A 15,228-nucleotide genomic window follows, 5' to 3' on the forward strand; every position below is an offset into this window, starting at 1 on the left:
ACGTTATCATAATCAAGCAGTCGCGAAAAGCGATTGAATATATGAAATGCAGGAGTGGCGGAATTGGCAGACGCGCAGGCTTCAGGTGCCTGTGGTCGCAAGATCGTGTGGGTTCAAGTCCCATCTCCTGCATTATTTTTTTGCTTAAAGGCAGATATGTGGTGGAGAATTTCCATGCACTGTGTTACTGTTCACTCCGTTCACAGCAACTTGGTCAAAATCCATTCCAAATCACCTTCGGTGATGGGATTTTGACCCGTATGTCTCGGGATTTTGCCATATTCATGGCAAAACACCTCGCGGAATATTACCTGTGAACAGTAACTGCACTGTATCTGCCTTTTTGTGTTATGATATTTTTTTCTTGACTTTTCACTGGGTGTGCGGTAATATAATTAAGCAGTTGTCATTCAAGACAATTGATATACAAAATGCAGGAGTGGCGGAATTGGCAGACGCGCAGGCTTCAGGTGCCTGTGGTCGCAAGATCGTGTGGGTTCAAGTCCCATCTCCTGCATTATTTTTTTGCTCTTTTATCTCTATTTCATCAGTTTTTGGAGGCATTTTACATATATATACTTCGGTTTTCTGTTTCTCAGGTTCTGTTTCACTATAATTCTTATAAATAAGAATCCCTCCCACGGATTTTCCATGGGAGGGGTTGAGTTTATTAAACACAATTATTTAATTTTTACGTTGTACTGATGTTTGCCACCTGTCCAGAATGTGTTGATGTAAACAGTTTCACCTTTCTTAAGGTTGATCTTTGCGTAACGTCTGTAAAGATCTAAATATGGTGTAACTTTTTTGCCTTTTGAAAATTTATCATACCAGATCTTTGAAGACATGTTCAGGGAATATGTTTTGCCGCCGTTTGTTTTTACTTTCTGTGCATTAAGTCCCCATCTGTCCATTTTTTTGAGACGTACAAGACCAAGGTTTCTGCTTACGGAAGAACTCTTCTTCCAGTCGCGGAAGTTATAGAATGTAAATGTATATCTGCCACTCTTAGGAGCTGTGAAGCGGATATAATCATCTTTCTTCATGCTTGTCTTGCTGTTTACATTGTAGGTTCCTTTTTTCTTAATGTTCGGAGCCTTCTTCGGGTTCTTGTTTGCGGTCACGGTCTTCGCAGCCTGTACCGGTACCTGGAATGGTCCTGAAAGCATTGTCACAGCTGTCAGAACAACTAATAATGCGCATACAAATTTTTTCATCTTTTTCATAGCGCGTCCTCCTTAAATAAATATGATACAGTAATTATATTATAATATTTTTATCAAGTCCAGCAATTTTCACGAAAACGTATAGAAAAAGCGCCTAAAAAATGTCATTAACACAACATTCTCCAGACGCTTCTGTATTATTTATTATTATTCGGTTTTCTCTGCCTCTTCCGGTACACTTTCCTCTGCCGGTGCTTCTTCCTGCACCTCTTCCGAGGGAGCGGATTCCTCTGCCCGTACATCTGTTGGTTCTTCCTCAGCTGTCTCCTGCACCGCTTCCTGTTCTGTTTCCAGTTCTTCCGCGACTGCCTTTTCAGCTTCAACAGCTTCTATATCAGCTGTCTCCTGGGCATCAGGAGTTTCCTCTGAAGATTCTGGCTCTTCTGCTGCATCAGATTCAACAACTTCTGTCGCAGTTCCGTCTACAACATCATCGTCTTCCGGTTCTTCTGTCACGGTTGCAGGATTCGGAGCACCGCATTTGGAACAGAATGCATCTTCCGGAGCCATCATACTTCCGCAGGACGGACATACAATTTTTTCTTTGATTTCATCAATCATATTATTATAGGTTTTTATCTGTTCCTGACGCTGGTCGATCTGTTCACAGAGAGTTTTCTGTGCTTCTTCTACCGGAACGCCTTCTGTGTATCGCTCATAAACAATCTTTCCGATATCAGCCATGATCTTCTGGATCTGTTTTTCCTCTCCTGAGATCTTATTTTTAATCTTCTGTGTCTCATATGCATTTCCTGCACGTCCACTGACTTCTTTGACTGTTTTGGATAATGTGTCCCCGAGATTACTGAAAAAAGATGATGCTGCCATAATATACTACCTCTCTTTCATGATAATAGTGAGATAAAAAAGTTATCATTTAGTTACATTTTAATTGTTTCCTGCTGTTCCAAGAAGCGGAACTTCCTGTCCTCTGAGAAGGATCTTTGGTGCACCGTTGCCCTCTATATAGCCTCTTGTAATAATTACTTCACCTATACTGTCATCTTTCGGAATTTCATACATGATATCAAGCATATATTCTTCAAGGATAGCACGGAGTGCTCTGGCTCCTGTCTTACGTTCCATTGCCTTCGCCGCGATCGCCCGGAGTGCATCTTCTTCAAATTCAAGCTTCACCTCATCGAGTGCCAGAAGTTTCTGATACTGTTTCAGGATTGCATTTCTCGGCTCTCTCAAAATCTGTACCAGCATATCCTCTGTCAGACCGTTAAGTGTAAAGATCACCGGCAGACGTCCGAGAAATTCAGGAATCATTCCGAAATTACGGAGATCATCTACTGTAACTTTTTCCAGGAGATGCGGATCATCATCATATTTATCCTTCAAATCTGCATAAAAACCAATAGAAGCCTGTTTATTCAGACGTTCTTTGATTATGTTTTCCAGGTCCGGAAAAGCTCCGCCACAGATAAAAAGAATGTTTCTCGTATTTACTGTTGTCAGAGGAACCATTGCATTCTTGCTGTTTGCTCCAACCGGGACTTCCACTTCACTTCCCTCAAGAAGTTTCAACATTCCCTGCTGGACAGCTTCACCGCTCACATCTCTCTGATTTGTGTTCTTTTTCTTTGCGATCTTGTCAATCTCATCTATAAAGATAATGCCGTGTTCTGCTTTTTCCACATCGTTATCTGCCGCAGCGAGAAGTTTCGATACAACGCTCTCGATGTCATCTCCGATATAGCCTGCCTCTGTAAGAGAAGTTGCATCTGCAATAGCGAGCGGTACATCCAGAAGTTTCGCAAGTGTCTTAACAAGATAAGTCTTACCACTTCCTGTAGGCCCGATCATCAGCATATTGGATTTCTCAATATCGATCTCGTCCATGGTATCAGTAGCAACTCTCTTATAATGATTATATACAGCTACTGCCATAACTTTCTTCGCATGCTCCTGTCCAATCACATATTCATCCAGTGTGGCCTTGATCTTATGCGGCGCCGGAATCTTTTTCAGATCAAGTACCGGTTCCGCTTTCTTGTCTTTTTTCTTGTGTTTTGCTTTCTGTGGATGATTCACCGGATTCTGAAAATTCGTAAGGTCAATCATACTCACATTCGGCATATTCAGAAGATCATTATAGTTAAAGTTTGCATTGTTCATCTGCTGGTTCATGCTGTCAAAGCTCTTCTGCATGCAATCCCTGCAGATATGTATGTTATTGGGAAGATCGATCATTTTACCCGCCTGTTTCTCAGGTCTTCCGCACAGCATGCAGAATTTCTCAGGTTCATCTTTATCATCATCCTGGTCTTCGATCTCGTTCCCGGTAATTTCGTCATTATATTTATCTGTCATATTAACTCCTTTCACAGGTTCTGGCTCATCTCCCAGCAATATTATGATGCTGTTCTTCTCTCGCTGAGATACACAGAACGCATAAGTTCCAGAATGGTATTCTTCCATATCTGATACCTATGCGTTCATTATAACATAACCTGTGTACCTGTAAAATAAACTTTTTATTAAAAAGGTCTAACCTGCTCTTTATTGTTTTTTATTTCCTAGTGTCACCTGGATTGTCTGCTCTACGTATTCGCCATTATCTGCACGATCCACTACAACATCGACTGTTTCCCCTGCAGCATAATAATCCATCTTACTGTTCAGGTCATCTCTGCCCATAATGGTCTGTCCATCAAATTTAATTATGATATCACCTTTCTGGAGTCCGGCCTCCTCTGCAGGACTGTCGGAAAATACTCCTGTTACAAAAGCACCCTCCGGCATATTGTACATCTGTATTGCCTCACTGGAAAGGTCTGCAAGCTTCACACCCATATATGCAGCCTCAGAAGAATCAACCTTGTCTCTTGTCTGACGGTTCATCAATTCTTCCAGAATAGGCTGTGCCTTGGATATCGGAATCGCATATCCCATACCCTCAACTGCATTGTCCGCATATTTAGCTGAATTAATTCCTATAACTTCGCCATTCATATTCAGCAGTGCACCACCACTGTTGCCAGGGTTAATTGCCGCATCTGTCTGAATAAGGCCTGAACCTGTGGAATCCTCTGTACTGATGGTTCTGTTCAGTGCACTGATCCAGCCTGAAGTAACTGACTGACCATAACCAAGTGCATTACCAATCGCAACTACCTGTTCACCAACCGCCAGATTATCTGAATTTCCAAGTTGTGCAATTTTTATCTGAGAAAGTGTATCTTCCGGAATATCTGATTTCTGTACTGCCACGACTGCCAGGTCATTTGCTTCATCTGTTCCTTTGATCTTGGCACTCACAGCATCTTCTACATTAATATCACCATCTCCGGAAGAATTTGATGTAGAAAAATTTTTGGTCTCTTCTTCTGCATTCACAACATCATTTCCGATAAAGCAGACACTCAAGGTCGTAGCTCCTGACACGACATGATTATTAGTCGCGATCAGAAGTTCATCATCGTTTTCGCCCACAATAATTCCGGAGCCGCTTCCCTCACTGGAATACTGTCTTGTTCCGTATCCAAATCCAAAAGCGCCAAAATAGTCCGGTATTTCCTGCACGCTGACAGAAGTGATCGCCACAACTGTAGGCATGGCAGCCTCAGCCACACTGGCTACAGTCCCTGTCTGAGATACATCAGCTGAAGAGTCTGCCACTGTATCGGTTGAAACTGTTTCAGCCGGAGTATTATTGTCAACTAACTGTGCAGTTTCTACCTGACTTGTTTCTTCTTTATCATCTATAAGATACTGATCTGCCACCAGATTCACGCCCTGAAATACCACACCTGCCACAAGCCCGAATACTACTGCCAGTGCCACTGTCTGTGCGAATCTGCGGCCTCCGCTTTTATGTTTACGGGAAGATTTTTCCTTCTTCGTTTCCGATACTGCCTGTCTGTGCATCTGATAATGTTCATATCTTGGCGGAACCTCACCAGATGTTTTCTGTTCTGTTACCTGTACTCTATGATCATTCGGAGCAGATTCTCCGGGATTTCCGGCACTGCTGTCTGAATCCCATCTTCTTTCGTTGTCCATCAGTAATTGCTCCTTTCTGTTATATATCTTTCTTCAAGAATGCCTCTGCATTTCTCTTTTTACATGATGATAGTGTAACAGGTTATTGTGTTCAAAGTGTGATAACTCCTTTAAAAAACCGTGTTTATTGTTACGACCAATAGGAGGGACTCATGCTGCACCAGAGAATCATTTTCCGAGGCAGTTTGCGGTATCTTTTTCCCAGAAAATATCCTGCATATTTAAATGCTGACTGCATAACAAATCCGGGAATCAGCCAGATATGTCCTATCTTTATAAGATAGCTGAAAGTCTTTTTTACAAGCTTCATTCCCTCACCCTCTGAAGGAACATCTGCAAAAATCTCCGGATACTGTGCCTGAGATACACCCAGGTCAAAATTTCTGTGAAACTGCTGCATACATGAATAGTTATGGGAATGAATGACTTTTGCTTCTGCCTCATAGGCAATGCCATAGCCGGCTTTTACCAGCGTTCCTGCATAAATCATATCCTCATTAAATATCGTCCGTTCCACAAAACCGCCCAGACTGTCAAATATTTCTTTTTTGTATGCAGCACACACATTAGAGCAGAAAAACGTCTTGATCCCAAGTCTCTGAATGTCTTCTGCTGTTTTTACAGACGAAGTTTCCGGATAATTAAAAGAGCGGGTGTATTTTTCCACAAAACTGCAGTCCTGTCTCGGAAGCTGTCTTCCATAGGCCGCACACACCTTCGGATTCTCTGCCATTGTACGTATAAGGTTTCCAATCAGATGACTGTCTGCCGGAAGTGCATCCTGAGTCATAAACATTATAATCTCAGCCTCCGAAAGACCCGCCGCACGCTTTCTTGTTCCACCGTGATCAAATTCAGATTTTTTCAGATGATGGACTTCCAGAAGGGGGCAGTCTTTTTCCCATTGCTCATCCCAGAACTCCTGTTCTGTATTCATTATTATGATCCTGTGTACCGGGTAATCCTGTTTCATCAATCTTCTCAGTAATTCTCCGAATTCTTTTCCCGGATGATATGCAGGAATGATCACATCTACATTTATCTCTTTCATTTCATTCTCCGTTTATGAAAGAAGGGAATTTCTCTTCCAAGAAATCCCCTTCTGCTGTATTATCGTTACTTTTCTTTATGCTGCCGGTTCTGCAACACTTTCTGTTACTATTTCTTCACCACCACCGGTATCTCCTCCGTAGTCCGGTTCAGAAACATCACCGCCGCCGGTATCTCCTCCAGTTGTATCTCCTCCGCTGGTATCTCCTCCGCTGGTATCTCCTCCGCTGGTATCTCCTCCGCTGGTATCTCCTCCGCTGGTATCTCCTCCAGAAGTATCTCCTCCACTGGTATCTCCTCCGTAATCCGGTTCTGGTACATAGTCATCACCGCCGCTGGTATCTCCTCCGTAATCCGGTTCCGGTACATAGTCATCATCACCACTGGTATCTCCTCCGGAAGTATCTCCTCCGCTGGTATTGGAATCAGTGTTATAATCCGGAGTTACCTCCTGACCTGTGTCAACATTTTCTCCTGTGCTGTCCCATACAAAGTCAACATTTTCTGTAGTTTCATCTACAGGAGCCTGTGTATCTTCAAGCTTGTCAGCACCACCGACGATCTCAATGATACGGTCGCTGTTAGCCTTAACTGTCTCAGACGGTTCATAGGACTCATCTCCGTAAAGGAACTTATGCAGTTCTTTTACGTTATCAGTCAGATCTGTCGCTACAATAATACTTCCCTTGACATTGGAGAATTTATACGTAGTTGGGAAACCTGTTGTTTCGTCTACGCTGTATCCGATAAGTGTAGGAAGCATCTGCAGGATCTGAGTCTTGTCCAGAGATGTTGTTACCATCGGGAATACATCATCCATGATCTTGAAGATTGCATTAATTCCGGCTGATTTTGCCTTACTTACGATCATCTGGATAACTTTACGCTGTCTCTCTGTACGTCCCATATCCAAACTTGCTGTATAACGGATACGGCAGTAGGAAGTAGCCTGTACGCCGTTCAGATGATACACGTACTGGATTTTTTCCTGATCTTCTGGTTTCTCTGGAAGTTCGATCGGTGTATAGTCCTTGCCAATTGCCTCTGATGTCTCCACACAGTAATTGTTCATATGAACGATCTCCGCATAGGACATATCCATATCAAGGCCACCAAGGTCATCAATGATCTCTGCCAGAGCATCAAACTTGACAGTTGCATAGTCTGTAATATTCAGGTCAAGGTTTGTGTTGAGCATTGTGATCGCCTGTTCCGGACCGCCAAAAGCATAAGCTGCATTGGCCTTGGAGTAGGTATCATTTCCCAGATTCAGCAGTGTGTCACGATATATGGAAACCAGCTTGACTTCTTTTGTGTCGTTATTTACGCTGGCAATGATCATGGTATCACTGTTTTCGTTTCCTGAGAATTTCATATTCTTGCTTCGTGCATCAATACCAAACAGGGCATAGGTTGTATATCCTGACAGATTTGATGTCTCGGAATCGATAGAATCCTGAACTTCCTGGTTTACCTGAACTTTGTTTGTATCAAGCTTCTGGGTGTTTGTCTTGTCCATTCTGGACATCAGCTGTCCATATACGGCAAACCCTGCCAGAAACACAAGAAGAACAATGATCTCAACAGCAAAAAGAATCTTTTTGGTTTTGCCGCCTTTTTTCTTGTTTCGTGCCATCTTTTCTCTCCTTATCTTTAATAAGCGTTTTTATTTATGAACCCTTTGAAAAAGGTCAGAAACAAAATTTTTATGTCAAATCCAATCGACCAGTTCTCAATATAATACAGGTCACAGTCTATACGTTTCCTGATGGAAGTATCTCCACGGTATCCGTTTACCTGTGCCCAGCCTGTGAGTCCCGGACGTACCTGATGTTTGACCATGTATCTCGGAATTTCTTCCCTGAACTTCTCTACAAAGAATGGCCTCTCAGGTCTGGGACCTACCAGACTCATATCGCCTCTCAGAATGTTAAAAAGCTGCGGAAGTTCATCAATACTCGTACGTCTCATGAATTTGCCGATTCTGGTCACTCTCGGATCGTTTTTTACTGTCCATGCCTTTTTTTCTTCTGCTTCCGGCTGTATCTCCATGGAGCGGAATTTATACATCCGGAATGTCTTATTATGAAGACCGACCCTCTCCTGCTTATATATCAGCGGTCCCGGAGAAGTCAGTTTAATAAGTATACACATAAGAAGCATTATCGGTGACGAAACAATGATCGCCACAATGGAACCAACAATATCCATCACCCTCTTCACCATGGCATTGAAGGTATTACTCAGCGGAACATACCGGATATTGATCACCGGAAGTCCGAGAATGTCTTCTGTGTATGGTTTCGTAGGAATGATCTTGTTATAATCCGGAATAAACTTGGTATGTACTCCGGACTTCTCGCACATGGCAACAATTTCTTCCAGACGATAGTATTCACTTAATCCCAATGTAATTGCAATCTCATCCAGTCTGTTGGCAGGAAGAATTACCGTAAGATTGGCAATCCGCCCGATTACCTTTATGCCGTTGTATACAGTCCCTGCAGGAACATTGTCATCCAGAATTCCTCTTACAACATATCCCCACTGAGGATTCTGCTGAATTCTGTCGATATATTCTTCCGCAGCGCGGCTGTATCCGACCAAGATCATCTGTTTCTGATTCATTCCGCGTTTTCGCATGTTACGGAGTGTGGAATACTCAAACAGACGTACCAGCCATTCTACTATTATGTTGACTACACAGAATATATATACAGTAAGACGTGAAAAATCCGACTCTTCCATCATATATAAACTGAAAACGATCAGCAGAAGCCCAAGAATATTGGCCTTGATGATATTTGCCAGCACAAGTCTGCGCCCCTGCATATGCAGCGGCTCATATAAGGTAAATGCCTGATACAGAAGCAGATAACCCGGTATGATAAACACCAGGGCAAACATATACTGCTCAAATGTCAGCGCACGGACAGCCGAATAGGCAAAAGGCCCGATAAAACGGATCATCCATGACAGCACATAACATCCGGCAATCACAACTGCATCGACCAGCATCTGGAGACGACTGAAATTCTTCTGATTATCCTGAATCAATCTCTGCCACCTCTATCCATTTCAATTGAATGTTTTTATCTTATAATAGTTATTCTTTAAAATCAATAATATCTTGGCTATTATTTTATTAAATTTCTATAGCCCGCTGTAATCTGTTATTTACGATGTAAAGCGTCTGACCAAATTTATCCAGAGTTCCAGCTGAATTTTGAAATAATTCGGCAGATTACAAAAAGAAAACGGAACTTTTCTGTCTTTTTTGCTTATTGAGAAACCATTTTTGATTCCTGCCAGATATTCCTTTCCCATGCCTTTTATGGAAAAGAAAATGATCTTTGTGCCAAAGCCCACCAGCAGAAACGGCAGGTTCAGGACGATCTGCAGAAATGGCATATTTTTGTAGATCAGATAAATATTATTTCTGGAAGAATATCTGGTCTTGAACTGATTGTATCTGGATCCGCTGGTACCGCTTCCTACGTGGTAAACCACAGCTTTCGGAGCATACCAGTTTTCATATCCGTGAATCCTCGCCCGATAGCCTATATCCATATCTTCCAGATAGGCAAAATGTTCTTCATCAAAATACCCTATCCTGTCGAGGATTTTTTTGCTGTAGATTGCAGCACCTGCACATGCAGAAAAAATCTTCTCTTCTTTATCATAGATACGGATATCCTTCCCCTTGCCTCTTGCAAAAGACCAGCCAAGTGCACAGTAGTAATCCCCTGCATCGTCCAGCCTGTCTCTGTCATGATACTGCACCATTCTGGCACCACAGGAAAAAGCATTTTTATGGCGCTTTATGGAGACAAGCATCTGCTCCACAAAATCATCTTTTACTTCTGTATCGTTATTCAAAAGCAGGACATAAGGAGCTTTGGAAGCACGGATCCCTTCATTGACTGCCCGGCTGAATCCGTAATTTTCGGAAAGCTCTATGATATGTACCCACGGATAATTGGCGGATACAAATGAACAGCTTCCATCTGATGAACCGTTATCCACAAAAATAACTTCAAAATTATTTACAGTCTGCCCTTCCAGACTTCCAAGCACACTGTCCAGAAACGCAATTCCGTTATAATTCGGTATAACCACCGATACTTCCATCTGTTCCTCCTATTTACTGCTCTTTTTTTCCATTCCCGGAAGCGGACGCAGGGAATAGTTCCATTTTGTCAGGGAAAGATTTTTGTTGTAATATGGATCTCCCTTTTTCAGGATATCGATCCACTGACAGCGGATATATTCAATTTCCTCCTGAAAACGGCGGACTTTTGCCTGACTGTCCTCTGCCCCTCTTGTCTTCGATTCCATATGATAAAGCTGCACATATGGATCATAAACAATAAGTTTATTATTTCTGCGTACTTTCAGGCAGAGATCCACATCATTAAAAGCTACGGAAAGTTTCTCTGTAAAACCGCCTGCCTCCTCAAAGGCCTGACGTTTCATCATCATACATGCTGCTGTCACCGCACTCATATCCTGCATGATCGATGCCTTATGAAGATAGCCTGTTCTGTTCGCAGGCATATCTACAAACATATGTCCTGCAATTCCGCCTATTCCGATCACGCATCCGGCATGCTGGATAGTATTGTCCGGATACAGAAGCTTCACACCGACTGCTCCGACTTCTTTACGTTCACACACACCAAGCATCTCCCGAAGCCAGCCTTTTGTGATCACGGTCACATCATTGTTCAGGAAAAGGAGATATTCACCTTTTGCATGTCTGACCGCAAAATTATTGATCGCAGAATAGTTAAACTCTCTTTCCCAGGTGATGACTGTGATCCGCGGGTCTTCGGAAAGTTCTTTATAGTATTTAAATATCTCTTCCGAAGTACTGTTATTCTCAACGATCAGAATCTCATAATTTGTGTATTCTGTCTTCTCCCGTATGGACTCTATACATGCTTTGAGTGACTCTTTTTCATCTTTGTTTGGTATGATAATGGAAACCAGCGGCTCTCCCTGCACCGGATATTTTACCCTGAAAAATCCAAGATCCGGTGTATGGCTTACTTCTCCCTGTATTCCCATTCGTTCAAGGTGAGCCTCGATGGCTCTTTTTCCGGCATCAAATGCATACATTTTACTTGCCGGATTGTCTGCTGTAGACGCCTTATGTGTTCTCCAGTGATAAACGATCTCCGAAACGTGTCCTACATTCTGTGCCTTTTCCACACAGCGGAAAATAAAATCATGATCCTGTGCACCGTCAAATTCCTGACGGAATCCGCCCACTTCCTGTATGATCGTTCTGCTGACTACAAAGAAATGGCAGATGTAATTGTTGGAACGAAGAAGATCCAGATTGAAATCCGGCTTCAGATGCGGCTGATAATGTTCGCTCAGATCAGTCGTCACCTTGTCTTCATCCGTATAAACAGCCTCCAGTGAACGGTCCTTTTCCAGTGCAAGAGCTATCTCATACAATGCATTCGGAGCCAGAAGATCATCATGATCCAGCAGGCCCACGAATTCACCCTCTGCCATCTCAAGTGCTGCATTGGTATTTCCTGCAATCCCAAGATTCTCACCAAGATCTCTGAAGCGGACTCTTTTGTCCATTGCCGCATACTCTTTCAGCACTTTCAGCATGGTTTCGTCTTCAGGGCTTCCGTTTGCAATACAGAGTTCCCAGTTTCTATACGTCTGTGCCAGAAGGGAATCGATCATTTCCCTTAAAAATTTCTCAGGCGTATGATACGCAGGTACTGCAACACTGATCAGTGGTTCATATAAAAACCTGCGATGTCTCTGCTGGTCCAGCTGTTTTTCATCCGGAATATATGCCTCATACCATGGTCCATATGGAACTTCTTCCGGTTCAAACCGCTCATGAAGACGGATCCAGAATTCTTTTGGTCCATAATGTTTCAGATAACGAAGGCCTTTTTTGATCGTGTACGGTTTCAGTTTTTTTAGCATTCTGCCCCACTGAATCCGCCCCACTGTACTATCTTTTTTACTCATATATTTTCAATGCCTCAGATTTCATCTGTTATGTCTATAGCTTTATTTTTACCCATAATTAATTTTATTTTACCATTTCGGGGTATTTTTTGCAAGCACCTTGAAATATAAGCGGAAATGGATTGAATTATATACAAAAATAGGCTATTATGAAAAGGATTGAACATAACAAATATTACACAGAAACAGGAGCATAAATTAATGAAAATAAAAAAACTTTCCAGCTGTCTCCTTGCTCTGGGACTTTCTTTTTCCCTGCTGTTTCAGACGCCTGTCATGGCTGCTGAAGAAACTGCTTCGGGAATAACCACCAACAATATTTCCGGCTGGCCCCAGGGAGCGGATATCACTTCGACCGCTGCAGTAGTTATAGAAGATTCCACCAACACCACTTTATATGCCAAAAATGCCGATCAGGTGCTTTATCCGGGTGCTGCTGTCAAAGTCATGACAACACTTCTTGCCCTTGAAAAAACGCAGCTCACAGATCAGGTGACCATGACAGCTACCGGTGTATCCGGTGTCACAGACGGCGGTGCAAATATTTCCGCACAGCTTGATGAGGTATTTACCATTGAACAGTGTCTGTATGCGATCATGCTCGCCTCAGCCAACGATATTGCTCTTCAGGTTGCAGAACACATCGGAGGATCTGTTGACGGTTTTGTACAGATGATAAACAGTCGTGCTGCAGAGCTTGGCTGTACCAATACGCTTTTCACCAATCCTACCGGTCTTCCTGATGAAAACCAGCATACAACAGCCCATGACATGGCGCTGATCATGAAAGCAGCCATCGATAATGACTCTTTCCGTACGATCGCAGCTACCGGTTCCTACACAATCCCGGCAACTAACGTATCCGGCGGTGACCGTGTCCTTACCAATAACTTTTCCATGATGAATGCCACCAACGCAGCCTATTATCAGTACTGTCTCGGTGGAAAAGAAGGCTACACAGAAGCTTCCCAGAGTACCCTTGTATGTGCGGCACAGAAAGACAATGTCACACTGATCGCAGTTGTACTTCAGGGTGCTTCCGGCACAACAGCCACAGAAGCTGCCAGTCTTCTCAATTACGGATTTGACAATTTCCAGATGCTTTCCCTTGGAGACAATGATTTCAATATGATCTCCGGTGGAAATGTATATGTACCTGCCGGTGCCACTGCTGACAGCCTGACTACTCAGGACGGAGAAGTTTCGGACGGTCAGTATAACCGTCAGTATTTCTTCAGTGACACACCTGTCGGAACTGCTGTCATGGCAGCCACACAGGAACAGGACACTACCCTTACTGATGATGGCCAGAAAAACATGAGCGCAGCTCAGACTTATTCTTCCAACCGGACTGACGTTCCTTATTTCGTGATCGGTGGTGTGGGAATCCTGCTTCTTCTGCTGATCCTGCTCCGTATCATTAAAGTTGCAAAATCCTGATATATCTTAATATACAACGTACAAACAGCCCTGATCATAATCCTGATCAGGGCTGTTTGTGTTTTATATCTATTCTCTTTATTTCATCATGAACCTCTTATAAATGCTCTTATACTGAATGGAACGTCTCTGTATTCCGGCCATATCACACCGAAGAACACAAACAGAGCAAGCAGTATCAGTGCAATACATATCACTGCGTAAATACCTTTCCGCACACTTTCTTTCTTAATCTGTACATCAAAAAGATTTCCGTATCCCATCACCATGAAATATGTCATCGGTACCATCATCGGCAGGCTGTAACGGCCCTGTGGCTGATAATCTGATGCATAGGAGTAATATGCATTAAGGATATTCGGGATGATCATGCAGATCAGCATACACCAGTTAAACAGTCCTTTTACACTCCACCGTTTCTTGATTCTGAGTGCAAAAGTCTTCACAGGATGAAGAAAGATCAGCAGGAATCCCACTTTAATAAAGTCCATGTAATTATTGATAAGCCACTTCGGCATAAATACGTCCATCATGCCAAACCGGCCCACAAAGCTTTCGCTTACCAGTTCCACCCAGGAAAATCCCTCGGATTTCGGATAGCCCATATTCAGCATATCCAGGAATGAATATCCTGCCATCTGAGGTGTTGTCTTGTTTGAAGGTTTGTAACTCTCTTTTGCATATTTTTCCGCACACGCAGAGGATGCGTTCATACCAAGGAAATCTCCATCATATAGAATGGCATTTCTCACAAACCACCAGCCTGCAAGTGCAAGAACGATCACACAGACAAGAACACCTTTTTTCACAAAATCACCGTAGCTGTTTTTTTCCTTTGCCTCCCTCCAGAGCGTCACTCCAAAGAAGATAATGCTGCAGAGGATAAATCCGTAGGCATTGTAATACGAAAGTGCGCAAACTGTTACGCCAAGTGCCAGCACGATACAGTTACGGTAAGTCCAGCCTTCACTGAGATAACATACCCAGGCATAGGCGATCAGTGCCGTGGAAAAAACTGCCAGTGCATCACAGTTTACATAAGTAAATACAAACAGAGATCCGGGCATCAGGCTGACAAAAGCCGTGAACACCCAGGCTTTTCTCCTGTCAAACAGTCTTTTTCCCATGTTCAGTACCAGATATGCTGTACCAAGTCCCAGAAGGACATTTACAAATCTGGCAGCCATAAGAAGCGCAAAAGGTGCTGTGCTGATAAAGCTTACCAGCTTCATAAACACTGCTGCCGCCATATAGTCCAGAATCGGCTGAAATGCATAGGAAATTCCCCACACCGGATTTCGCACAGCAGGATCATCTCCTACAGGAAGCGCACCATTCTGATAAATATAATCAGCAATCTGATAACGCATCTGTTCATCAGGAGCTGCTCCCATAGGCTGAACTCTTGCCCACATCAGATAAAAGATCAGAAGAAAGGCAAAGAACAGAATTTCCACCAGGGTCTCTGTCTGAAATTTTTTCTGTTTTTTCAATA

At 43.0% G+C, this 15,228-nt stretch carries 11 protein-coding genes and 2 tRNA genes; 3 read left to right on the forward strand and 10 right to left on the reverse strand.

Annotated features, from left to right (window positions below):
* The first annotated feature begins 48 nt into the window (after positions 1-48).
* Together ACTNB8_RS03385 and ACTNB8_RS03390 are read left to right on the forward strand one after the other, a co-directional pair.
* Positions 49-132: transfer RNA gene (locus tag ACTNB8_RS03385), tRNA-Leu, on the forward strand.
* 301 nt (positions 133-433) lie between these two features.
* Positions 434-517: transfer RNA gene (locus ACTNB8_RS03390), tRNA-Leu, on the forward strand.
* 163 nt (positions 518-680) lie between these two features.
* Here ACTNB8_RS03390 and ACTNB8_RS03395 read toward each other — a convergent pair.
* From ACTNB8_RS03395 to ACTNB8_RS03435, 9 genes are all read right to left on the reverse strand, one after another.
* Positions 681-1,226 carry a hypothetical protein gene (locus ACTNB8_RS03395; protein WP_441052307.1) on the reverse strand — a complete coding sequence of 182 codons (546 nt, stop codon included), beginning with the start codon at positions 1,224-1,226 and terminating at the stop codon, positions 681-683.
* 147 nt (positions 1,227-1,373) lie between these two features.
* Entirely contained in the window at positions 1,374-2,054 is a 681-nt protein-coding gene (locus tag ACTNB8_RS03400; RefSeq protein WP_441052309.1) for a zinc-ribbon domain-containing protein, read from the reverse strand.
* Between the two features lie 60 nt (positions 2,055-2,114).
* Complete coding sequence (gene clpX, locus ACTNB8_RS03405) at positions 2,115-3,545, reverse strand: ATP-dependent Clp protease ATP-binding subunit ClpX (protein WP_441052311.1); 1,431 nt, start codon at positions 3,543-3,545, stop codon at positions 2,115-2,117.
* Positions 3,546-3,734: 189 nt separating this feature from the next.
* Complete coding sequence (locus tag ACTNB8_RS03410; RefSeq protein WP_441052312.1) at positions 3,735-5,237, reverse strand: S1C family serine protease; 1,503 nt, start codon at positions 5,235-5,237, stop codon at positions 3,735-3,737.
* Positions 5,238-5,367: 130 nt separating this feature from the next.
* On the reverse strand, positions 5,368-6,288 hold the full coding sequence (locus ACTNB8_RS03415; protein WP_441052314.1) for a glycosyltransferase: 921 nt from the start codon (positions 6,286-6,288) through the stop codon (positions 5,368-5,370).
* A 75-nt stretch (positions 6,289-6,363) separates the two neighbouring features.
* Entirely contained in the window at positions 6,364-7,923 is a 1,560-nt protein-coding gene (locus tag ACTNB8_RS03420) for an LCP family protein (protein ID WP_441052316.1), read from the reverse strand.
* A gap of 17 nt (positions 7,924-7,940) precedes the next feature.
* A complete protein-coding gene (locus ACTNB8_RS03425) occupies positions 7,941-9,344 on the reverse strand; it encodes an undecaprenyl-phosphate glucose phosphotransferase (RefSeq protein ID WP_441052318.1) in 1,404 nt (467 codons plus the stop codon).
* A gap of 120 nt (positions 9,345-9,464) precedes the next feature.
* On the reverse strand, positions 9,465-10,418 hold the full coding sequence (locus ACTNB8_RS03430) for a glycosyltransferase family 2 protein (protein WP_441052320.1): 954 nt from the start codon (positions 10,416-10,418) through the stop codon (positions 9,465-9,467).
* A 9-nt stretch (positions 10,419-10,427) separates the two neighbouring features.
* The gene (locus tag ACTNB8_RS03435) at positions 10,428-12,293 is read right to left on the reverse strand and encodes a glycosyltransferase family 2 protein (protein WP_441052322.1); all 1,866 of its coding nucleotides are present in this window, start codon (positions 12,291-12,293) and stop codon (positions 10,428-10,430) included.
* A gap of 201 nt (positions 12,294-12,494) precedes the next feature.
* On the opposite strand from ACTNB8_RS03435, the gene ACTNB8_RS03440 reads away from it, so the two are divergent.
* On the forward strand, positions 12,495-13,733 hold the full coding sequence (locus tag ACTNB8_RS03440) for a D-alanyl-D-alanine carboxypeptidase family protein (protein ID WP_441052324.1): 1,239 nt from the start codon (positions 12,495-12,497) through the stop codon (positions 13,731-13,733).
* An 86-nt stretch (positions 13,734-13,819) separates the two neighbouring features.
* Here the strand turns inward: ACTNB8_RS03440 and ACTNB8_RS03445 are convergent, their stop codons facing one another.
* A complete protein-coding gene (locus tag ACTNB8_RS03445; protein WP_441052326.1) occupies positions 13,820-15,226 on the reverse strand; it encodes an ArnT family glycosyltransferase in 1,407 nt (468 codons plus the stop codon).
* Positions 15,227-15,228: the final 2 nt, after the last annotated feature.

The organism is Blautia sp. HCP28S3_G10 (genome assembly GCF_052065235.1).
In the GTDB taxonomy this organism is placed as follows: domain Bacteria; phylum Bacillota; class Clostridia; order Lachnospirales; family Lachnospiraceae; genus Blautia_A.